Below are 19,106 nucleotides of genomic sequence, written 5' to 3'. Positions count from 1 at the left end.
TAGGCGAACCGCGAGTGGAGCGAGCCGAACGATGAGCATGACCTCCGTGGTCGTCCTCGGGCTGAGCATCGCCACCGTCCTCCTCCTTCTGGGGGCCTTCCTGGCCACCCTCCGCCAGGACAGGAAAGGCCGCACGACAGCGCCACCGGTCGAGGCCGCTCCCGTCGAGCCCCCGCTGCCGGCGCCGGTCAGCGAGCCCGCGCATGCCGGTGCCGACTACACCGACCCGCGCACCATCAAGGTCGGCGACAAGATCGAGGTGTACGGGGCTCCCGCCCGCGTGCTCGGCGCGATGCACCTGTCCTGGCAGGGCCAGCAGTGGATCGAATACCGGCTGCGCGACGCCGCCCGGCGCGTCCAGTGGCTGTCCGTCGAGATGCGCCAGGGCCCGGCCGCCGGCGACCCGCCCTTCCTGGAAGTGCTGCTCTGGACCGGAGTGCCGACCCAGGGCATGGTCCCCGCCCGCAGCTCGCTGGTCATGGACGACGTCGAGTTCCACCCGCTGGAGCGCGGCACCGCCGCCTTCCGCTCCGAAGGCAACACCGGCGCCCCCGACCGGGGCCTGCTCGACTTCGCCGACTACCGCGCCACCGACGGCCGCCTGCTCTCCTTCGAGCGCATCCAGGGCCAGGCGTGGACCGCCTCCTACGCCCAGCCGCTCCCGCCCGGCTCCATCTCGATCGTCAGCCGCGCCACCTAGGCGAGCTCGACCTGCCTGGCCCCCGCCTTGCCGCCTTCCTTCCAGCCGGTCGTCTCGACGTCGTTGACCCATGTGGCCCCGCTGTAGGCGACCTGGCTCAGGCCGTACTCCTGCGCGTGGGCCACCGACCAGGCGGCGATCAGCCACCCGCGCTTCTCGCTGGTGACGGCGGCGCTGCCGAGCGCCCGGGTGAGCTGGCGGCGCGCCTCCCGGGTCTGCGCCTTGCGGGCCGCCTGCGTGACGCCGGGGTCCGACGGATAGACGCAGTGCACGGCCCTGGGGAGCCTGCCGGTGAACGCCGCGGCGAGGATGCGGGCGTCGTGCTCGTGCTGGGCGTAGGCGTAGCCGGCGGCCGAGCGCTGCACCGCCTGGGCCGCGTCGGCGATCGGCATCTTGCGGTAGCCCTTGACCTTGGCCAGCGCGGCGAAGAACTTGTTGGCCGAGTAAACAGGGTCCATGATCTGCTTCTTGGTGCCCCAGCCCTGCGACTCGCGCTGCTGGAAGACGCCCACCGAGTCGCGGTCGCCGTAGTTGACGTTGAAGAGCTTCGACTCCTGCAGCGCGGTCGCGTAGGCGATCACCACCGCCCGCTCGGGCAGCTTGCGCCGCGCCGCGACGGCCGCGATCGTGGCCGCGATCTGCGCCTGCTCGACGTCCAGGCTGAGGGCGACCTTGTCCTTGGTGAGCGCGACGCAGCCCGGCTCCGTGACGGCCAGCGGCTTGGCCCGCTTGAGGAGCTGGTAGAGGCCGAACGAGATGGCCACGGCCAGGACGACGACGATCACCGCGATGGTGACGACGCCGCGGGAGAAGCGCAGGTGCACGCAGAAGAACCTACCCGGCCAGATAGGCTCCGTGGCCATGACAGACGTGAGCACCATGTCACCGTTGCCGGCGGTGATCGACGAGCTGTGGGAGCGTCGTGCGGAGTTGTCGGCTGCTGACGCGGAGGCGCGCCACGCGGTGGTCGCCGCCGTGGACCTGCTCGACACCGGCAAGGCCCGCGTCGCCCAGGTGACCGGCGACGGCCTGGTGGCGGTCGACGAGCGGGCCAAACGGGCGATCCTGCTGAGCTTCAAGGTGCTCGGCATGGCCAGGTCCCAGGTGGGCGACTTCCAGCACCACGACCGGGTGCCGCTCAAGAGCACCTTCGACGGCGTGCGGGTGGTGCCGGGCGCGATCGCGCGCTGGGGCTCCTACCTGGCTCCGGGCGTGGTGCTCATGCCGTCGTTCACCAACATCGGCGCGTACGTGGACTCCGGCACCATGGTCGACACCTGGGCCACGGTCGGCTCGTGCGCGCAGATCGGCCGCGACGTCCACTTGTCGGGCGGCGTCGGGATCGGCGGCGTGCTGGAGCCCCCGAACGCCGTCCCGGTCGTGGTCGAGGACGAGGCGCTGATCGGCAGCCGCGCGATGATCGTCGAAGGGGCCCGGGTGGGCCGCGGCGCGGTCGTCGGAGCCGGCACGATCCTGTCGGCCTCCATGCCCGTCATCGACGTCCACACCGGCGAGGAGCTCGGCCGCGGCCGCGTCCCCGACTGGTGCGTGGCCGTGGGCGGCACCCGTCAGAAGGAGTTCCCCGGTGGCACGTTCGGCCTGCCGTGCGTGCTCGTGCTCAAGCGTCTGGAGCCGGGGCAGCGGCACGACAAGGCAGCGCTCAACGACGTGCTGCGCGAACACGGAGTGAACACCTGATGCTCGACCTCACCCAGGACGTACGCACACTGACCGCCCGCATCGTCGACGTCGAGTCGGTGAGCGGCGCCGAACAGGCCCTCGCGGCCCAGGTCGAGCAGGCGCTGACCGCGCTGCCCCACCTGAAGGTCGACCGGTCCGGGCAGACCGTCGTCGCCCGCACCGAGCTCGGGCACGCCGAGCGGGTCCTGATCGCCGGACACCTCGACACCGTCCCCGTCGCCGCCAACCTGCCCAGCCGCGTCGACGGCGACCTCCTGTACGGGTGCGGCACGTCCGACATGAAGGCCGGGGTGGCCGTCGCGCTCAAGCTGGCCGCCACGGTGCCCGCCCCCGTGCGCGACGTCACGTACGTCTTCTACGACTGCGAGGAGATCGAGGCCGACCGCAACGGCCTCACCCGCGTCGCCCGCGACCACCCCGACTGGCTCGCCGCCGACTTCGCGGTGCTGATGGAGCCCACCGACGGCGTCATCGAGGGCGGCTGCCAGGGCACGCTGCGCGCCGACGTCGTCGTGCCCGGCAAGCGCTCCCACAGCGCCAGGTCGTGGTACGGCATCAACGCCATCCACCGCGCCGAGCCGATCCTGGCCAGGCTCAACGCGTACGAGGCGCGGCTGCCGGTGGTCGACGGGCTGGAGTACCACGAGGGGCTCAACGCCGTCGGCGTCCGCGGCGGCGTCGCCGGCAACGTGATCCCCGACGAGTGCGTGGTCACCGTCAACTACCGTTTCGCCCCCGACCTCACGATCGAGCAGGCGCAGGAGCACGTGCGCGACGTCTTCGACGGGTACGAGGTCCGCTTCGTCGACGCGGCGCCCGGGGCGCGGCCGGGCCTGACGCATCCGGTGGCCGCCGCGTTCACCGCCGCCGTGGGCGGCACCCCGCGGGCCAAGCTCGGCTGGACGGACGTGGCGCGCTTCTCCGCGCTCGGCGTGCCGGCCGTCAACTACGGCCCCGGCGACCCCAACCTGGCGCACCAGCAGGGCGAATACGTGTCGCTGACGCGGATCGTGGAGAGCGAGCAGGCGATGCGCACCTGGCTGACGACCTGACACCCGGCAGACAACATGAAAGTGGCTCTCCTCGCCGGCCATTTGGCGGGGAGAGCCACTTTCAGTCCCGAGCAGCACCCTCGCCGGTTAGACGCAGGGTCCGCGAAATTCGGTTCCAGGTTTCCCGGGAAGTTTTTCAAGATTCTTCCGAGCCGGGTAGACGTGGAGTTCGGGCACGATCCGCACCACACGAAGGGCTAGCGTGAACTCATGAAATCAACCCGCCGGGAAAGGCGTCAGGGGCAGGCGGTCGTACGCGGCGACATGGTCCCCTCCTCCACCCACGACCAGCGGCTGCTCGCCCGACAGGGCCCGGCCGACTGGGTGCACATGGACCCGTGGCGGGTGCTGCGCATCCAGTCGGAGTTCGTCGAGGGCTTCGGCCAGCTCGCCGAGCTGCCCAGGGCCGTCACCGTGTTCGGCTCCGCCAGGACCCCCGGCGACTCGCCCGAGTACGAGGCCGGCCGCGCCCTCGGCAGCGCGCTGGCCAAGGCCGGCTACGCCGTCATCACCGGCGGCGGCCCCGGCGTCATGGAGGCGGCCAACCGCGGCGCCTCCGAGGTCGACGGCGGCGTGTCGGTCGGGCTCGGCATCGAGCTGCCCTTCGAACAGCGCATGAACGACTACGTGGACCTCGGCATCGAGTTCCGCTACTTCTTCGTGCGCAAGACCATGTTCGTCAAGTACTCCTGCGGCTTCATCGCCCTGCCCGGCGGCTTCGGCACGCTCGACGAGCTGTTCGAGGCGCTGACGCTGGTCCAGACGCACAAGGTCACCTCCTTCCCCGTCGTGCTCATGGGCAGCGAATACTGGGGCGGCCTGATCGAATGGATCAAGGGCACGCTGCTCGGCACCGGCAAGATCGCGCCGCAGGACCTCGACCTGATCACCGTCACCGACGACGTGGACGAGGCCGTCAGCATCATCGTCGAAGCCGACCGGGCCCGCTCCCAGCAACGCGAGGAGGAGATCCGGGCCACCGAGTCGCAGGTCGCCGAGCCGCAATAGGCTGGCTCCTCGTGAACATCTGCGTCTACTGCTCCTCCAGCCAGAACATCGACGGCAAGTACCTCCGCCTCGCCTCCGACGTGGGCGCCGAGCTCGCCAAGCGCGGCCACACGCTGGTGAGCGGAGGCGCCACCGTGTCCTGCATGGGCGCCGTCACCACCGCCGCCCGCGCCGCCGGCGGCCACACCGTCGGCGTCATCCCCCAGGTGCTCGTCGACATCGAGGTCGCCGACCGCGACTCCGACGAGCTGATCATCACCGCCGACATGCGCGAGCGCAAAGGCGTCATGGACGCCAGGTCCGACGCCTTCCTCGTCCTCCCCGGCGGCATCGGCACGCTGGAGGAGCTGTTCGAGATCTGGACCGCGCGGGTGCTCGGCATCCACGACCGGCCGCTGGTCATCCTCGACCCGTGGGGCCTGTACGAGCCGCTCAAGGAGCTGATCGTCGGCATGCACGACGCGGGGTTCACCCGCGCCGGGGTTTTCGACGCCATCGCCTGGACCACCACCCTGGAAGAGGCGTTCGACCAGCTCGAAGGCCGTGCCACCCCCGTCAGGCCGAGCGTCGCCGAGCTCGGAGAGGCCGTCGGCTGAGCGGGATGCGGCAAGTGCGGGACTCATGCCTCCGTGGTATGAGTACGATGCCAATGTGCTGGTCATACTCGCCATTGCCGCGCTCGCCATCCTGGCCTGCGTGGTGCTGGTCTCCCTCGGCAGGGGCGGTGAGCTGACCGAGTTCCCGCCGGACGTGCCGCCGCTCAACCTTCCCGAAGCCGGCAAGCTCACCGCCGTCGACTTCATGGCGCTGCGGCTGCCCGTCAACCTCGTCGGCTACCACACGCAGTCCGTCGACGAGACCCTGCGCCGGGCCGCCAACGCGATCAGCGCCCGCGACACGCGGATCGCCGTGCTGGAGCAGCGGGTGTCGGAGCTGCTGTCGAGCCGGTTGCACGCGCGCCAGGAGGTCTACGCGGCCCCCGGCGCCGGTCTCCGCACCGACCACGAGCCCCCGGCCGCCCCCCACACCCTGCCCGACCCGGACCCCACACCCCCGCCCGCCACCGCGACGGCCTCCAAGGAGCCCGCCCCCGGTGAGGGCGCCGCCGCAGGGGAGGCCGTGAGCGCCTCCCCGGCGGAGCCCCCCGTTCCCGGTGAGGCGGCTGTCCCGGAAGAGACCGCTTCCACAGGGGAGGACGCCCCGCACGACGCGGAGCCGCCCGCGCCCGCCGAGCCGTCGGCGTCCGGCGAAGCCGCGAGCGCCCCCGTGGAGCCCGCCGCCTCCGACGAGGCCGCCGGTGAGACCTCCGACGAGGTCGCCACCCCTGGTGAGGGGGCCACCGCGTCCGGCGAGGTCACGTACGTTGACGGGGTGGACGGCGCGGAGCGGGCCGGAGGCGGTCCGGGGCAGAACGGCGAGGGCGAGACGGTGCGGGTGGCGCGGGACGGGGACGAGCGGGCGTGAGCGAGGTGATCCGCTGCTCGTGGACGGGGATGACGGACCCGGTCTACATCGCCTACCACGACGAGGAGTGGGGCCGCCCGGTGCGCGGCGACGACGGGGTGTTCGAGCGCGTGACGCTGGAGGCGTTCCAGTCGGGTTTGTCGTGGCTGACGATCCTGCGCAAGCGGGAGAACTTCCGCCGGGCCTTCGACGGGTTCTCGATCCCGAAGGTGGCGGGCTACACGGACAAGGACGTGGAGCGGCTGCTGGGCGATCCGGGGATCGTGCGCAACCGGGCCAAGGTGGAGGCGGCGATCGGCAACGCGCGGGCGGCGCTGGAGCTGCCGGAAGGCATTTCCGAGCTGGTCTGGAAGTATGCCGATCCGGACTCGCCGGTGCCCGCGTCGATGGCCGACGTGCCCGCCGTCACCCCGGCGTCCAAGGCGCTGGCCAAGGAGCTGAAGGGGCGCGGCTTCAGGTTCGTCGGGCCGACCACCGCCTATGCGTTGATGCAGGCGATCGGCCTGGTCAACGATCACATCGAGGGCTGCGTGGCGAGGAGTCAGGCGGGCCGGTGAAAGACGGGGCGTTCCTTGTTGAGGAACGCCTTGGTGGCGGCCAGGTGGTCGTCGGTGGCGACGCATTCGTCCTGGAGGTCGGCTTCCAGGGCGAGCGATTCGGGCAGTGAGTGCGTTGCGGCGTGGGCGAGTGCGCGCTTGGTGGCGGCGTACGCCTGGGTGGGGCCTTGCGCGAGGCGGGCGGCCAGGTCGGCGGCGGCCTCGGCCAGCGTGTCGGCGGGGACGACGCGGTTGACCAGGCCGAGCTCCAGGGCGCGGGCGGCGTCGATGGGCTCGCCGAGCAGCATGATCTCGGTGGCGCGGCCGAGGCCGACCAGGCGTTGCAGCGTCCAGGAGGCGCCGGAGTCGGGCGCGAGCGCGATGCCGGCGAAGGCGAGCGCGAACTTGGCCTTGTCGGAGGCGACGCGCAGGTCGCAGGCGAAGGCGAGGGAGGCTCCCGCCCCGGCGGCGACGCCGTTGACGGCGGCGACGACGGGCTTGGGCATGGTGGTGATGAGCTCGACGATCGGGTTGTAGTGCCGGCGCACGGTGTCGGCGAGGCCGCGGCCGGCGTCGAGGTTGGCGGCGTGCTCGCGCAGGTCCTGGCCGGCGCAGAAGGCGCGGCCGGAGCCGGTGAGCAGGACGGCGCGGACGCCGGGGTCGGCGGCTGCCTTCCGGAGCGCGTCGAGGAGCGCGTCCTTGAGGCCGGCGGTCAGCGAGTTCATGGCGTCGGGGCGGTCGAGCGTGATGGCGGCGACGGCGTCGCGCACGTCATAGCGGATCAAGGCGTCTCCCTCAGCGGCGGTCAATGCATCTCCCTGTCGACGAACGCGGCGGCCGTGGGCAGCAGCCGGGCGGCCTCCTGTTCGAAGTAGGCGCGGGCCTTCTCGCCCGGCCAGCCGGCCGGCAGCAGTTCGGGCGGCAGGCCGGGGTCGCGGAACAGGAAGTTGCGCCATCCGTGCACGAGCCTGCTCCTGGTCGCGAACACCCGGTCGGGCGGGGCCCCGTCGGGCAGGGCGCTGATCAGCGTGACAGCCTCGGCGTGCCATTGCTCGTACGCCTCGCCGATGGCGGTCAGATCCCAGGCGCGGGAGACCAGCTCGCACGGGTCGCCTTCGAGCGCGGCGTCGAACCGGTCGGCGCGCACGCCCTCGGCGTCCAGCAGGTTGTCCAGTTCGGCGGAGGAGTGCGGGCCGATCCAGGTCGTCTCGGACAGCGCGGCGTAGCCGAGGAACGTCAGCTCGGCCCTGATCCGCTCGCGGCGCGCCCGGTCTCTCACCGAGCCGAAAACGATCATGTGCCAGCGGCCGTGCCAGGTCACCGTCCCGGCTCGGTAAATTCTCAGCGCCGCCTCGTCCAGCCGTCTGACGCACTTCGGAGTGAGCCCGTACCCGGGTCCCTGGGGCAGTTTGACGGGCCGCAGCCAGCCCTGCCTGACCATGCGCGAAACGGCGGTACGCACGGCGGGAGCGGCGATTTCCAGCGGTCGCATGAGGCGGACGAGAGCGGCCACGGACGCCTGCCCACCGCGTGAGCGCAGGTGGTCTCCATACAGGTCGAACAGGGCGGCGCGTGCATGCACGAAGTCCAGTTTGGCCGCCTTCGCCCCCCTGGACAACGCATTCTGGGAGGAGATCGTTACCCATGAGGGCTCTCGATGCGGGAGAATAGGACATCACAGAAGACGTGAATGCGCCGACCACCCCCCACGGGCGGTCGGAAATCGCGGGCCGCGGGAGCCCAAGGCAGGAAGGGATGCACGCATGGCGGCGATGAAGCCGCGGACCGGCGATGGTCCGCTCGAGGTCACCAAGGAAGGGCGCGGCATTGTCATGCGGGTCCCCCTGGAGGGCGGCGGCCGGCTCGTCGTGGAGATCTCCGCCGACGAGGCGAAGGCCCTCGGCGAGGCGTTGAAGAACGTCGTCGGCTGAGAGATCCCGGGACAGGTTTGACCCACGACCCTGGCGTACGCCCGTCGCCAGGGTCGCTGACGTTGGAGGAGAGCGAACGTGCCCATTGAGACCGCTGCGTCGGTGGTCGCCGAGGTTCCCGCGGACGCCGCGCTGCTGGCCGTCCCGTACTCGGCGGACCTGGACCCGCCGGCCGTGGTCGACCTGCGCGTGCCGGTCGCGGGGCTGTTCGCCCACTACGAGGCCAAGGGCGAGGCCGGCGAGATCGTCGAGGTTCCCGTAGCGCGCGGCGACGGCGTCGGCCGCGTGCTCCTCTACGGCGTGGGCGACGGTTCGCCGCGCGCCCTGCGCAAGGCCGCGGCCACGCTGACCCGCCGCGTGCGCGGCCAGGACGAGCTCGTGGTGCTGACGCCCGAGGGCGACGTGACGGCGTTCGCCGAGGCCGCGCTGCTGGCGGCCTACTCCTTCAAGATCGGCGCGCCGGGCAAGCGGCCGGTGGCGGCGCTGACGTTCGCGGGCGCCGACGAGGGCCAGGTGCGGCGCGGCGAGAGCGTGGCGCGGGCCGTGGCGCTCGCGCGTGACCTGGCCAACACGCCGTCGTCGGTGAAGAACCCGGCCTGGCTCGCCGACCGCGCCGCCGAGCAGGGCCTGCCGGTGCGCGTGTGGGACGAGGAGGCGCTGCGGGCCGAGGGGTTCGGCGGCATCCTGGGGGTCGGCCAGGGCTCGGCCAGCCCGCCGCGGCTCATCCAGCTCTCCTACACCCCCGCCGAGCCGGCCGCGCGGCACGTCGTGCTGGTGGGCAAGGGCATCACGTTCGACTCGGGCGGCCTGTCGCTGAAGCCGACCGACAACATGAAGACGCAGAAGACGGACATGGCGGGCGGCGCCGTGGTGATCGCCGTCCTCGGCGCGCTGGCCCGGCTGGGCGCGCCCGTGCGTGTCACCGGCCTGATCGCCGCCGCCGAGAACATGCCGTCCGGCACCGCCCAGCGGCCCAGCGACGTCATCAGGCAGTACGGCGGCCGCACGGTCGAGGTGCTCAACACCGACGCCGAGGGCAGGCTGGTGCTGGCCGACGCGCTCGCCTACGCCGACGCCGAGCTCGACCCCGACGTGGTCGTCGACATCGCCACGCTGACCGGCGCGATGAGCGTGGCGCTCGGGCGCAACGTCGGCGGCCTCTACGCCACCGACGACGAGCTGGCCGGCCAGCTCGTGGCGGCCGGGCGGGAGAGCGACGACAGGCTGTGGCGGATGCCGCTGATCGACGACTACGCCGACGGGCTGCGCTCGTCGGTGGCGGACCTGGCCAACATCGAGGTCGGCTCCACCTACGGGGCCGGGTCGATCACGGCGGCGCTGTTCCTGCGGGAGTTCGCCGGGAAGCGGCCCTGGGCCCACCTGGACATCGCGGGCGTGGGGCGCAGCACGGTCGACGAGGGCGTGCTGACCAAGGGCGCCACGGGCTTCGGCGTGCGGGTGCTCCTGGAGTGGCTGACCCGCTCCTAACGGCCCGTACGGAGCGCGTACGGGCTAGTCGGCGATCTTGATGGCGGCGAGCAGGCCGTCGCCGAGCGGTATGAGCACCGAGCGCAGCCGGTCGTCGGTCTGCACCAGCTTGCCCAGCTCGCGCAGTGAGACCGTGTCGGGGTCGCGCTGGGCGGGGTCGGCGACCCGGTTGTGCCACAGCACGTTGTCGAAGGCGACGATGCCGCCCACGCGCAGCAGGCGCACCGACTCGGCCAGGTAGTCGGCGTACTCCTGCTTGGCGGCGTCGGCGAAGACCAGGTCGTAGCCGCCGTCGGACAGGCGGGGCAGCACGTCGAGCGCGCGGCCGGCGATCAGCCGCACCCGGCCGCCGGAGAACCCGGCCTCGGCGAACGCCTGCCGGGCCAGCCGCTGGTGCTCGGGCTCGACGTCGACGCTGGTCAGCGTGCCGTCGGAGCGCATGCCGCGCAGCAGCCAGAGCCCCGAGACGCCGCAGCCGGTGCCGACCTCGACGACCGACTTGGCGTTGACCGCCGTGGCGAGGAAGCACAACGCCGCGCCGCCGCCAGGAAGGATGGGCGTGGCGCCCATCTCCAGCCCGCGCTGCCGCGCCGCGTGCAAGATCTCATCTTCCTGATGGAACTGCTCCGCATAGGCCAGAGTGGCCTCTACCGGACTGGTCATCGGCCTCCTCCCCCCACTTTCGTGCGATTGGTCACCGATCGCAGCCTAGGGGAGACACGCCGGGACGGGAACTCAGGAGGCCCCCGAGGCGTTGCAGGTTTAAACGGGCTTTGCCGGTCCTGAAGGCAGCCAGTGCGCATGAAGGGACAAAACCAGGCACTATGGCGGTAGCGGTGGTCCCAAAGAGAGGAGTTCTGGTGGACGAAAGTGACCACCAGGCCGAGACTCCGACGAGCATGTCCGAATCCGACTGGACTCCCCCCACATGGGAGGAAGTAGTGCGGACGCATTCCGCACGCGTCTATCGCCTGGCTTACCGCCTGACCGGCAACGTCCACGACGCCGAGGACCTCACTCAGGAGGTCTTCGTCCGCGTCTTCAGGTCGCTGTCTAGTTACACCCCGGGCACGTTCGAAGGCTGGCTGCACCGGATCACGACCAACCTGTTCCTCGACATGGCGCGGCGCAAGCAGCGCATCAGGTTCGAGGGGCTGGCCGACGACGCGGCGGAGCGACTCCGTGGCCGCGAGCCGTCGCCGGCGCAGGCATTCGACGACGCGCACCTCGAGCCGGACATCCAGGCCGCGCTCGACGCGCTCGCCCCGGAGTTCCGGGCCGCGATCGTGCTGTGTGACATCGAAGGCCTGTCGTATGAGGAGATCGCGGCCACGCTCAGCGTCAAGCTGGGCACGGTCCGGAGCCGCATTCATCGTGGCCGGGCGCAGTTGCGGGAGGCGCTCGACCATCGGGCTCCCCGTAATTCCCAACTCCCCCCGACCGTTACCCGTGGGGAGGAAGTCTGATATGGCTCATCTTGGAGAACGCGTATCCGCGCTGGTCGACGGAGAACTCGGCCACGCCGATCGTGAGCGCGCGCTCGCGCATCTGACATTCTGCGCTGACTGCAGGCGGGAGGTCGAGTCGGTGCGGGCGCTGAAGTCGCGCCTGCGCTCGCTCGACGGCCCGTCGATGCCGGCCGACCTCACCATGTCGCTGCTGCGCATGGCCGAGCCGGGCGGCCCGTTGCCGCCCCGCGAGCGGCCGTTCCCGGCCCGGACGTTCGGAGGTGTGCCGATCCCGGGCCCGCACAGCATCGCCCCTTTGGACAACAGGCCCCGCAGGGGCGCCAGTGGTGGCGCTTCTTCGGGGCCGGGCCGAGGCGGTAGGCGGCGCACCGCGTACGTGGCCGTCAGCGTGGTCTCGGCGGCCGTGGCGCTCGGCACGTTCTTCGCCGTGTCGGGCGGCGGCCAGACCACCGCGCCTCCGGTCGAGCTCGTCAAGCGGGTGCAGAACTCGCCCTCGACCGCGCAGACGAGCGCGCCCACGCCTTGACCGGTTCGCTCCTGGGATACTCGGGATGGCGTAGTCCATGGCGTGGTGGGCATACGATCTGAGATCGGGATTTGTCGGGCGATTTTGCTGACAATTGCTTTACGACTCTCGTATGCCGATCACGCCATGATTGCGGTGTCCGAGCAAGGAGTGGTGAGTAGTAGATGACCGACGAGACGCGCCCCGACGATGGACGCACGCCGTCGGACAACCCTGATCCACAGGGGCGGCCGGAGTTCCTGCCCGCCGGCGACCAGCCGGAGCGGCGGCCCGAGCCGGGCTGGGGCGCACCGTCGGGCGAGCCCGGCGACACCACGATCTACGGCTCCCCGCCGCACACGTTCGGCTCTCCGGAGTTCGGCTCTCCCGAGTTCGGTTCACCGGAGTTCGGCTCGCCTGAGGGGGTCAGGGGCGACACACGCGCCTACGAGACCCCCTCCTTCGGTTTCGGCAACCCGGGCGGCGAAGGCCCCTCCTACGCCCCTCCGGGCCCCGAGAGGCCGCCCTACGGGTTCAGCAGCCCCAGCGGCGAAAACCCCTCCTACGGCTTCGCCAGCCCCGGCGGCGAGGGTCCCTCGTTCGGCTTCGGCAGCCCTGGCGGCGAAGGCCCGGCGTTCGGCCGGCACGGCACGCCGCCCCCGCCCCAGCGCGCGCTCGGCATGGGCGCCGGATGGGCGCCGCCTCCCGGCGGGTTCGGCGGCGGCGCGATGGCGTTGCCCCGGCGCGGGCCCAGCACCTCGTTCCTGGTCGTGCTCGCCGTCGTCATCGCGCTCGTGGCCTCCCTGCTCGGCAGTGTCGGCACGTACCTGCTGACCAGGCCCGGCAGCGGCACCGACCCGAGCTTCAACCTCGGCGCCGCGCCCACCGGCAACACCAACAGGCCGCCCGAGTCGGTGGCCGGGGTGGCCTCGCGGGTGCTGCCCAGCGTGGTGTCGCTGGAGGTCGGCAACGTCGGCAACACCGAGGGCGCCTCGGGCTCCGGCTTCCTGATCAAGGACGGCTACGTGGTGACCAACAACCACGTGGTAGCTCTCGCGGCCAAGGGCGGCGAGATCAAGATCCAGTTCAACAACCGCAAGACCACCACGGCCCGCATCGTCGGCCGTGACCCCGGCTCCGACCTGGCCGTGGTCAAGCCGGAGGAGACGTTCGGCACCCCGGAGATCCGGCTCGGCAACTCCGAGGAGGTCGTCGTGGGCGACCCGGTCATCGCGATCGGCTCGCCGCTGGGCCTGACCGGCACGGTCACCACCGGCATCGTCAGCTCGCTCAACCGGCCCGTGATCGCGGGCGACGAGAGCGGCGCCACGGGCGAGGAGCCCGCCTACATCAGCGCCATCCAGACCGACGCCGCCATCAACCCGGGCAACTCCGGCGGCCCGCTGGTCAACGCCAGGGGCGAGGTCGTCGGCGTCAACTCGGCGATCGCCACGCTGAGCCGGTCGGTCACCAGCCAGAGCGGCAGCATCGGCCTCGGCTTCGCCATCCCGGTCAACCAGGCCCGCCGCGTCGCTCAGGAGCTCGTCACCACCGGCAAGGCCAAGCGGCCCAAGATCGGCATCGTGCTCGACCCCGAGTGGCGGGGCGAGGGCGTCCGCATCGCCTCCGGCAACCGCAGCGGCCGCCCGCCGGTCGACGCCGGCGGCCCCGCCGAGAAGGCCGGACTCAAGGCGGGCGACGTGATCCTGGAGGTCGACGGCCTGCGCCTGCAGGACGGCAACGAGCTCATCGCGCTGATCCGCAGCAAGGCGCCCGGCTCCAAGATCGAGATCAAGTACGAGCGCGACGACCAGGAGCACATCGCGACCCTCGTGGTCAGCGCCGACGAGGAACCCGTGCCCACCCCGTCCTGACGCGGGTGCCGACCGCTTCGCAGGAGCCCGTACTCTGTGGATAGGCCGGGGGTTTTGTCCTCGGAGCGGATGGACCGGTAGGAGCTCAGGTGTTCGGACTTGGCTGGTTGGAGATCGGCGCGCTGATCGTCATCGCGCTGCTGGTCTTCGGTCCGGAGAAGCTGCCCCAGGCGGCCGCACAGGCCGGCAAGACGCTGCGCAACCTGCGGCAGATGGCCAACAACGCGCGTGACGACCTGCGGGCCGGGCTGGGGCCGGAGTTCAAGGACTTCGACCCGGCCGACCTCAACCCGCGCAACTTCGTGCGCAAGCACCTGCTCGACGACCTCGAGGACGACTGGAACGCCAAGCCCGCGCTGGACCCCGCCCCCGCCTACGCCGCGCCGATGGCGGAGGAGCTGGGCGTGGGGGAGATCCCCCCGTACGACACCGAGGCGACCTGACGGGCCCACCCGCGTGGTGGGCCCGCCGTGATCGTGATCGGGTCAGCCCCGGTTGGGTGACAGGCCGAGCTGCATGCCCTTGAGGCTGGAGCCGCGCTTGCTCAGGCCCGCGGCGATCGAGCGGAGCTCGGCGGCGGCGGGCGAGTCGGGGTCGGTGAGGACGAGCGGCTTGCCCTCGTCGCCGCCCTCGCGCAGTCGCAGGTCGATCGGCACCTGGCCGAGCAGCGGCACCCGGGCGCCGAGCGTGCGGGTCAGCGCGTCGGCGACCGTCTGGCCGCCGCCCTCGCCGAAGACCGCGATGCGCTCGTCGCAGTGGGGGCAGGGCAGCCAGGCCATGTTCTCGATGACGCCGGCGATCTGCTGGTGGGTCTGGGCCGCGATGGACCCGGCCCGCTCGGCCACCTCGGCGGCGGCCATCTGCGGCGTGGTGACGACCAGGATCTCGGCCCCGGGCAGGCGCTGGGCCACCGAGATGGCGATGTCGCCGGTGCCGGGCGGCAGGTCGAGGAGCAGGACGTCGAGGTCGCCCCAGTAGACGTCGGCGAGGAACTGGTGCAGCGCCCGGTCGAGCATCGGCCCGCGCCACACGACCGGCGTGTTGCCCTCTGGCTTGAACATGCCGACCGAGATGACCTTGATGTCGTGCGCCACCGGCGGCATGATCATGTCTTCGACCTTGGTGGGCCTCTCGGCGGCGCCCAGCATGCGCGGGATGCTGTGGCCGTAGATGTCGGCGTCGACGATGCCGACCTTGAGGCCGCTGGAGGCCATGGCGGCGGCCAGGTTGACGGTCACGGACGACTTGCCGACGCCGCCCTTGCCGCTGGCCACCGCGAACACGCGGGTCAGCGAGCCGGGCTGGTTGAAGGGGATCTCCTTCTCCGGCCCCCGGTCGCCGCGCAGCGTGGTCTGCAACGTCTTGCGCTGCTCGGCGCTCATCACGTCGAGCTCGATCTCGACGCCGGTGACGCCGTCGAGCTTGGCGACGGACGTGGTGACGTCGCGCCGGATGGTGTCCTTCATCGGACACCCGGCCACCGTGAGGTAGACGCCGACCCGCACCTTGCCGTCTGCGGCGATGTCGATGCCCTTGACCATGCCGAGGTCGGTGATCGGGCGGCGGATCTCGGGGTCGATGACGGTGGCGAGGGCGGCCGTCACCTGTTCCTGGGTTGGTGCCATCGAAGTCTCGGCACGCCCGCGAACGAGGGTGCCGTCCCTCCTTTGCCGGTATATGTGTGACAGGCGCCTGCACGCCAGTGAGGATGCCCCTCCATGGTATGAACCAGGCGGGCCGTCCCGTTAATCCAGCGCGGTTTTAGGTGTTTGTGCAACGTTCTAAGGTTACTCCGTGACTGTTCTGCCCGACGAGGGGCTCACCGCCGGGGAGCTGGCGGTCTGGCGCGGTCTGCAGCGAGCCCAGCTGGGCATCACCCGCCACCTGGAGGCCGAGCTGCTCGACGGCCACGACCTGCCGCTGGCCTCGTTCGACGTGCTGACGCACCTGGCCGAGGCGCCGGGGCGGCGGCTGCGGATGAACGACCTGGCGGGCCGGGTGCTGCTGTCGCGCAGCGGGCTGACCCGGCTGATCGACCGGTTGCAGCGTGACGGGCTGGTGACGCGCGAGGCGTGCGCCGACGACGCCCGCGGGCTGTTCGCGGTGCTGACGCAGGCCGGCGTGGAGCGGCTGGCGGAGGCCACGCCCACCTACCGGCGGGGCGTGCGGGCGATGTTCCTGGACCGGCTCACGCCCGGCGACCTGGCCCAGGTGCGCGGCCTGCTCGACCGGCTCACGGGCGCTCCCTGAGGTCCTCGGCCAGCCGCTGGAGCTCCGAGCGCAGGTAGTCGCGGGTGGTCACCTCGCCCAGCGCCATCCGCAGCCCGGCGATCTCCCGGGTCAGATACTCGATCTCCGCCTGGTTGCGGTCGGCGGTCTCGCGGTCCTGCTCGTACTGGACGCGGTCGCGGTCGTCCTGGCGGTTCTGCGCCAGCAGGATCAGCGGCGCCGCGTACGAGGCCTGCAGCGACAGCATGAGCGTCAGGAAGATGAACGGGTACGGGTCGAACTGCAGGCGGTCCGGGGCGGCGACGTTCCAGAGGATCCACACCGTCACGAACACGGTCATGTAGACCAGGAACCGCGCGGTGCCGAGGAAGCGCGCGATCCGCTCCGACAGCCGCCCGAACGCCTCGGGGTCGTAGTGCGGGCGCAGCGAGCGGCGCAGCTCCCTGGGCTGGTCGAGGCGCTCGCTCGTCACGGCTCCGGCCTCTCGCGCCAGTCCTCCGGCAGCAGGTGGTCCAGCACGTCGTCCACGGTGACGGCGCCGACGAGCCGGTTCAGCTCGTCGACCACCGGGGCCGCGACCAGGTTGTAGTTGGCCAGGTAGAAGGCCACCTCCGGCAGCGTGAACTCGGGCCTGATCGGGTCGATCGACGGGTCGATGACGGCGCCGAGCAGCGTGGACGGCGGGTCGCGCAGCAGCCGCTGGAAGTGCGTCACCCCCAGGTACGGGCCCGTCGGCGTCTCGTTCGGCGGCCGGGTGATGTAGACCTGGGCGGCCACGGCGGGCGTCAGGTCGTGCTGCCGGATGTGCGCCAGCGCCTCGGCCACGGTGCCGCTCGGCGGCAGGATCACCGGCTCGCTGGTCATCATGCCGCCCGCGGTGTCCTGCGGGTAGGTGAGCAGCCGCCGCACCGGGGCGGCCTCCTTGGGCTCCATCAGCGCCAGCAGCTCGGCCGCCTGCTGGTCGGGCAGGTCGCCGAGCAGGTCGGCGGCGTCGTCCGGGTTCATCTCCTCCAGCACGTCGGCGGCCCGCTCGGGCTCCAGCATGCCGAGGATGCCGATCTGGTCGCCGGGCGGCAGCTCCTCCAGCACGTCGGCCAGCCGGTCGTCGTCGAGCGCGCGGGCGATCTCGATGCGCCGCTTGCCCGGCAGGTCGTGCAGCGCGCTGGCCATGTCGGCGGCCCGCATCTCCTCGAACGAGGCGATCAGCCCGGCCGCCCCCTGGTCCTTCTGCAGGATGTCGAACCCGGACACCTCGTCCCAGCCGACGACCTTCGGCTCGCGCCTGCGCCTGCCCTTGTAGACGGCGACCTTGGTGATCTCCCAGGTGGACGGCTTGATCTCGGCCATGGCCACGTCGTAGACGGTCATCTGCTCGTCGCGCACCCGGACGGTCAGGTCCAGCATCTCGCCGATCACCAGGGTCTCCGTGACGCGCTGCTCGAACCGGCGCATGTTGATCCGCCCGGTGAAGATCACCGCGCCTGCCTCGATGCCGCGCACGCGGGTGATGGGCAGGAAGACGCGGCGGCGCGGCTGGACCTCCACGACCATGCCGTGCGCGCTCGGCGGCCGGCTGCCCCGCAGGGTGGTCACCACGTCGCGGATGCGGCCGATCTGGTCGCCGGCGGGGTCGAAGACCGGGGTGCCGGCCAGTCGTGCCACGAAGATCTGCACGTCAGCCACGTTAACAGGGGCCCGGCGTTGCGCCGGGGACCCCGGGCGTGTCAGTATCAAACGTTTCGAACGGTGATTACTCCTCCCTGGTGGTGCGCCCATGCGGTATGCGGGACTCGCGATCGCTTTCGTGTCCTCGGTGTGCTTCGCGTTCTCCGGGCCGATGGCGAAATATCTCATCGCGGCCGGGCTCGCCCCCATCGAGGCCGTATGGGCGCGCATGGCCGGCGCCGGGCTGCTCCTGCTCGCCGTGCTCGCGCTGGTCAAACCGGCCGCGCTGCGCATCCCGCGCTCGCGCCTGCCGTTCTTCGGGGCGTACGCGATCGTCGCGGTCGCGGGCGTGCAGGCGCTCTACTTCGTGGCGATCACCCGGCTGCCGGTCGGCATCGCGCTGCTGCTGGAGTTCATGGCGCCGGTGATGGTCGTGCTCTGGGTGCGGTTCGTGCGGAAGGTACGGCTCGCCAGGGCCGCGTTCGTGGGCGCGGTGACGGCGGTGCTGGGGCTGGGCATCGTGGTCGAGTTCTGGGACGGGCTGCGGCTCGACGCGCTGGGGCTGTTGCTGGGGCTGGCCGCGGGGGCGTGCTGCGCCGGATATTTCCTGATGAGCGATAGTTTCGGCGACGACGTGGACCCGCTCGGCCTGATCGCCTGGGGCATGACCGGGGCCGCCGTCGTGCTGCTGCCGTTCGCCCGGCCCTGGGACCTCCCGTGGAGCGCCTTCGCCACCGCCGCCACCCCGGCCGCCGGGGCGTCGGAGCTGCCGGTGCTCGGCGCGTATCTGTGGATGGTGCTCGTCGCCACCGTGACGGCCTACATCCTGGGCGTCAACGCGGTGCGCCGGCTGTCGGCCGCCGTGGGCGCCACCGTGGCCTCGCTGGAGGTCATCGGCGGCGCCGTCGTGGCCTGGGTGCTGCTCGGAGAGGCGCTGGGCGTCTTCCAGATCATCGGCGGCCTCATCGTGCTGTCGGGCGCGCTGCTCGCCCAGACCGCCACCGCGGGCGCTCAGCCCTCGCCCGCCACCGGCCTCGCCGAGCCGGTGCGCACCTGACGCCTCAGCAGGTGCACACCGGCTTGGGCGTCAGCCGCAGCACCGAGGAGCCGGCCGCCCACCGCTCGGCCAGATGCTCGCTGTCGGTCGTGTTGAGCCGCTCCTTGACCAGCGCCGCGACGGCCTCGGGCTCGGCGGCCTGGTCGACCAGCTCGATCCTGGCCTCGAACTCGGCGAGCCTGGCGCCGTTGTCCTTGCTGCGCAGCGTCACCCAGACGCTGCCCAGCCCCTCCAGGCCGGGCAGATACTGCTCCTCGCCGCCCGTCACCACGTAGATGGCGCCGTCGTGCCAGGTGTGCCAGGCCAGCCGGGCACGGTCGAGAGAGAGCCAGAGGACGCCGGACTTCTTGGCGCCCTCGATGATGGCCCCGTTGATGTCGGTCACGGCTCGACCTTAGCCGGGGGGCCGATTCCGGGAGGGCCGAAC

23 protein-coding genes are annotated in these 19,106 nt (G+C 71.7%); 15 read left to right on the top strand and 8 right to left on the bottom strand.

Annotated elements, in window-relative coordinates; genetic code table 11:
* Window positions 1–31: 31 nt before the first annotated feature.
* The gene (locus tag AB0J53_RS25850) at window positions 32–700 is read left to right on the top strand and encodes a DUF4178 domain-containing protein (protein WP_246644764.1); all 669 of its coding nucleotides are present in this window, start codon (window positions 32–34) and stop codon (window positions 698–700) included.
* On the opposite strand, the gene AB0J53_RS25845 is transcribed toward AB0J53_RS25850, so the two are convergent.
* Window positions 697–1,563 (bottom strand): hypothetical protein, encoded by an 867-nt coding sequence (locus AB0J53_RS25845; RefSeq protein WP_364176664.1) that lies wholly within the window; start codon window positions 1,561–1,563, stop codon window positions 697–699. The two genes, AB0J53_RS25850 and AB0J53_RS25845, sit on opposite strands and share 4 nt — an antisense overlap.
* Between AB0J53_RS25845 and AB0J53_RS25840 the strand changes: the two genes are divergently transcribed.
* The 6 genes from AB0J53_RS25840 to AB0J53_RS25815 all read left to right on the top strand — a co-directional run bounded on the left by AB0J53_RS25840 (window position 1,562) and on the right by AB0J53_RS25815 (window position 6,482).
* Window positions 1,562–2,398 (top strand): 2,3,4,5-tetrahydropyridine-2,6-dicarboxylate N-succinyltransferase, encoded by an 837-nt coding sequence (locus tag AB0J53_RS25840; protein ID WP_219504757.1) that lies wholly within the window; start codon window positions 1,562–1,564, stop codon window positions 2,396–2,398. The genes AB0J53_RS25845 and AB0J53_RS25840 overlap by 2 nt on opposite strands.
* The gene (gene dapE / locus AB0J53_RS25835) at window positions 2,398–3,453 is read left to right on the top strand and encodes a succinyl-diaminopimelate desuccinylase (RefSeq protein ID WP_219504759.1); all 1,056 of its coding nucleotides are present in this window, start codon (window positions 2,398–2,400) and stop codon (window positions 3,451–3,453) included. Before AB0J53_RS25840 ends, dapE begins: the two co-directional genes overlap by 1 nt.
* A gap of 264 nt (window positions 3,454–3,717) precedes the next feature.
* On the top strand, window positions 3,718–4,461 hold the full coding sequence (locus AB0J53_RS25830) for a TIGR00730 family Rossman fold protein (RefSeq protein ID WP_364177284.1): 744 nt from the start codon (window positions 3,718–3,720) through the stop codon (window positions 4,459–4,461).
* Window positions 4,462–4,472: 11 nt separating this feature from the next.
* Window positions 4,473–5,057 (top strand): TIGR00730 family Rossman fold protein, encoded by a 585-nt coding sequence (locus tag AB0J53_RS25825; RefSeq protein WP_364176660.1) that lies wholly within the window; start codon window positions 4,473–4,475, stop codon window positions 5,055–5,057.
* Between the two features lie 55 nt (window positions 5,058–5,112).
* Window positions 5,113–5,925 carry a hypothetical protein gene (locus tag AB0J53_RS25820; protein ID WP_364176657.1) on the top strand — a complete coding sequence of 271 codons (813 nt, stop codon included), beginning with the start codon at window positions 5,113–5,115 and terminating at the stop codon, window positions 5,923–5,925.
* The gene (locus AB0J53_RS25815; RefSeq protein WP_364176654.1) at window positions 5,922–6,482 is read left to right on the top strand and encodes a DNA-3-methyladenine glycosylase I; all 561 of its coding nucleotides are present in this window, start codon (window positions 5,922–5,924) and stop codon (window positions 6,480–6,482) included. The genes AB0J53_RS25820 and AB0J53_RS25815 overlap by 4 nt, the downstream gene beginning before the upstream one ends.
* Here AB0J53_RS25815 and AB0J53_RS25810 read toward each other — a convergent pair.
* On the bottom strand, window positions 6,467–7,246 hold the full coding sequence (locus tag AB0J53_RS25810) for an enoyl-CoA hydratase-related protein (RefSeq protein ID WP_364176652.1): 780 nt from the start codon (window positions 7,244–7,246) through the stop codon (window positions 6,467–6,469). The genes AB0J53_RS25815 and AB0J53_RS25810 overlap by 16 nt on opposite strands.
* 20 nt (window positions 7,247–7,266) lie before the next feature.
* Window positions 7,267–8,043 carry a PaaX family transcriptional regulator C-terminal domain-containing protein gene (locus AB0J53_RS25805; protein WP_364176649.1) on the bottom strand — a complete coding sequence of 259 codons (777 nt, stop codon included), beginning with the start codon at window positions 8,041–8,043 and terminating at the stop codon, window positions 7,267–7,269.
* Between the two features lie 181 nt (window positions 8,044–8,224).
* Here AB0J53_RS25805 and AB0J53_RS25800 point away from each other — a divergent pair, with 181 nt between their 5' ends.
* Together AB0J53_RS25800 and AB0J53_RS25795 are read left to right on the top strand one after the other, a co-directional pair.
* The gene (locus AB0J53_RS25800; protein ID WP_020545024.1) at window positions 8,225–8,392 is read left to right on the top strand and encodes a DUF3117 domain-containing protein; all 168 of its coding nucleotides are present in this window, start codon (window positions 8,225–8,227) and stop codon (window positions 8,390–8,392) included.
* A 78-nt stretch (window positions 8,393–8,470) separates the two neighbouring features.
* Window positions 8,471–9,880, top strand: a complete 1,410-nt coding sequence (locus AB0J53_RS25795; protein WP_364176646.1) for a leucyl aminopeptidase — start codon at window positions 8,471–8,473, stop codon at window positions 9,878–9,880.
* A 24-nt stretch (window positions 9,881–9,904) separates the two neighbouring features.
* On the opposite strand, the gene AB0J53_RS25790 is transcribed toward AB0J53_RS25795, so the two are convergent.
* Window positions 9,905–10,543: an O-methyltransferase gene (locus AB0J53_RS25790; protein WP_364176643.1), complete on the bottom strand. Its 639-nt coding sequence runs from the start codon at window positions 10,541–10,543 to the stop codon at window positions 9,905–9,907.
* A 161-nt stretch (window positions 10,544–10,704) separates the two neighbouring features.
* Here AB0J53_RS25790 and sigE point away from each other — a divergent pair, with 161 nt between their 5' ends.
* The 4 genes from sigE to AB0J53_RS25770 all read left to right on the top strand — a co-directional run bounded on the left by sigE (window position 10,705) and on the right by AB0J53_RS25770 (window position 14,171).
* Window positions 10,705–11,346 carry an RNA polymerase sigma factor SigE gene (sigE, locus tag AB0J53_RS25785; RefSeq protein WP_219504778.1) on the top strand — a complete coding sequence of 214 codons (642 nt, stop codon included), beginning with the start codon at window positions 10,705–10,707 and terminating at the stop codon, window positions 11,344–11,346.
* Between the two features lies 1 nt (window position 11,347).
* Window positions 11,348–11,875 carry an anti-sigma factor gene (locus AB0J53_RS25780; protein WP_357589952.1) on the top strand — a complete coding sequence of 176 codons (528 nt, stop codon included), beginning with the start codon at window positions 11,348–11,350 and terminating at the stop codon, window positions 11,873–11,875.
* 164 nt (window positions 11,876–12,039) lie between these two features.
* The gene (locus AB0J53_RS25775) at window positions 12,040–13,728 is read left to right on the top strand and encodes a trypsin-like peptidase domain-containing protein (RefSeq protein WP_364176638.1); all 1,689 of its coding nucleotides are present in this window, start codon (window positions 12,040–12,042) and stop codon (window positions 13,726–13,728) included.
* Window positions 13,729–13,817: 89 nt separating this feature from the next.
* Window positions 13,818–14,171, top strand: coding sequence for a sec-independent translocase (locus tag AB0J53_RS25770; protein ID WP_219504782.1), 354 nt, complete (start codon window positions 13,818–13,820; stop codon window positions 14,169–14,171).
* A 42-nt stretch (window positions 14,172–14,213) separates the two neighbouring features.
* On the opposite strand, the gene AB0J53_RS25765 is transcribed toward AB0J53_RS25770, so the two are convergent.
* The gene (locus AB0J53_RS25765; protein WP_219504784.1) at window positions 14,214–15,353 is read right to left on the bottom strand and encodes an Mrp/NBP35 family ATP-binding protein; all 1,140 of its coding nucleotides are present in this window, start codon (window positions 15,351–15,353) and stop codon (window positions 14,214–14,216) included.
* A gap of 169 nt (window positions 15,354–15,522) precedes the next feature.
* On the opposite strand from AB0J53_RS25765, the gene AB0J53_RS25760 reads away from it, so the two are divergent.
* A complete protein-coding gene (locus AB0J53_RS25760; RefSeq protein WP_364176634.1) occupies window positions 15,523–15,978 on the top strand; it encodes a MarR family transcriptional regulator in 456 nt (151 codons plus the stop codon).
* Here the strand turns inward: AB0J53_RS25760 and AB0J53_RS25755 are convergent.
* Together AB0J53_RS25755 and AB0J53_RS25750 are read right to left on the bottom strand one after the other, a co-directional pair.
* Window positions 15,962–16,429, bottom strand: a complete 468-nt coding sequence (locus AB0J53_RS25755) for a DUF1003 domain-containing protein (RefSeq protein WP_364176631.1) — start codon at window positions 16,427–16,429, stop codon at window positions 15,962–15,964. The genes AB0J53_RS25760 and AB0J53_RS25755 overlap by 17 nt on opposite strands.
* On the bottom strand, window positions 16,426–17,625 hold the full coding sequence (locus tag AB0J53_RS25750; RefSeq protein ID WP_364177282.1) for a CBS domain-containing protein: 1,200 nt from the start codon (window positions 17,623–17,625) through the stop codon (window positions 16,426–16,428). Before AB0J53_RS25750 ends, AB0J53_RS25755 begins: the two co-directional genes overlap by 4 nt.
* 106 nt (window positions 17,626–17,731) lie before the next feature.
* Here AB0J53_RS25750 and AB0J53_RS25745 point away from each other — a divergent pair, with 106 nt between their 5' ends.
* Window positions 17,732–18,679: an EamA family transporter gene (locus AB0J53_RS25745; RefSeq protein WP_364176628.1), complete on the top strand. Its 948-nt coding sequence runs from the start codon at window positions 17,732–17,734 to the stop codon at window positions 18,677–18,679.
* 4 nt (window positions 18,680–18,683) lie between these two features.
* Here AB0J53_RS25745 and AB0J53_RS25740 read toward each other — a convergent pair whose 3' ends face one another.
* The gene (locus tag AB0J53_RS25740; protein WP_246644768.1) at window positions 18,684–19,064 is read right to left on the bottom strand and encodes a hypothetical protein; all 381 of its coding nucleotides are present in this window, start codon (window positions 19,062–19,064) and stop codon (window positions 18,684–18,686) included.
* Window positions 19,065–19,106 lie beyond the last annotated feature (42 nt).

Origin of the sequence: Nonomuraea sp. NPDC049725, from assembly GCF_040674795.1 — a bacterium.
GTDB lineage: Bacteria > Actinomycetota > Actinomycetes > Streptosporangiales > Streptosporangiaceae > Nonomuraea > Nonomuraea ceibae.
The sequence above is the reverse complement of the archived record's forward strand: the minus strand, read 5'-3'. Positions and strand labels throughout refer to the sequence as shown.

Bases quoted from the DNA above. Each gene is read 5' to 3' on its own strand.
- AB0J53_RS25850 (WP_246644764.1), top strand. From the start codon at position 32: ATGAGCATGACCTCCGTGGTCGTCCTCGGGCTGAGCATCGCCACCGTC.
- AB0J53_RS25840 (WP_219504757.1), top strand. From the start codon at position 1,562: ATGACAGACGTGAGCACCATGTCACCGTTGCCGGCGGTGATCGACGAG.
- AB0J53_RS25845 (WP_364176664.1), bottom strand. From the start codon at position 1,563: ATGGCCACGGAGCCTATCTGGCCGGGTAGGTTCTTCTGCGTGCACCTG.
- dapE (WP_219504759.1), top strand. From the start codon at position 2,398: ATGCTCGACCTCACCCAGGACGTACGCACACTGACCGCCCGCATCGTC.
- AB0J53_RS25830 (WP_364177284.1), top strand. From the start codon at position 3,718: ATGGTCCCCTCCTCCACCCACGACCAGCGGCTGCTCGCCCGACAGGGC.
- AB0J53_RS25800 (WP_020545024.1), top strand. From the start codon at position 8,225: ATGGCGGCGATGAAGCCGCGGACCGGCGATGGTCCGCTCGAGGTCACC.
- AB0J53_RS25790 (WP_364176643.1), bottom strand. From the start codon at position 10,543: ATGACCAGTCCGGTAGAGGCCACTCTGGCCTATGCGGAGCAGTTCCAT.
- sigE (WP_219504778.1), top strand. From the start codon at position 10,705: ATGGCGGTAGCGGTGGTCCCAAAGAGAGGAGTTCTGGTGGACGAAAGT.
- AB0J53_RS25780 (WP_357589952.1), top strand. From the start codon at position 11,348: ATGGCTCATCTTGGAGAACGCGTATCCGCGCTGGTCGACGGAGAACTC.
- AB0J53_RS25775 (WP_364176638.1), top strand. From the start codon at position 12,040: ATGACCGACGAGACGCGCCCCGACGATGGACGCACGCCGTCGGACAAC.
- AB0J53_RS25765 (WP_219504784.1), bottom strand. From the start codon at position 15,353: ATGGCACCAACCCAGGAACAGGTGACGGCCGCCCTCGCCACCGTCATC.
- AB0J53_RS25745 (WP_364176628.1), top strand. From the start codon at position 17,732: ATGCGGTATGCGGGACTCGCGATCGCTTTCGTGTCCTCGGTGTGCTTC.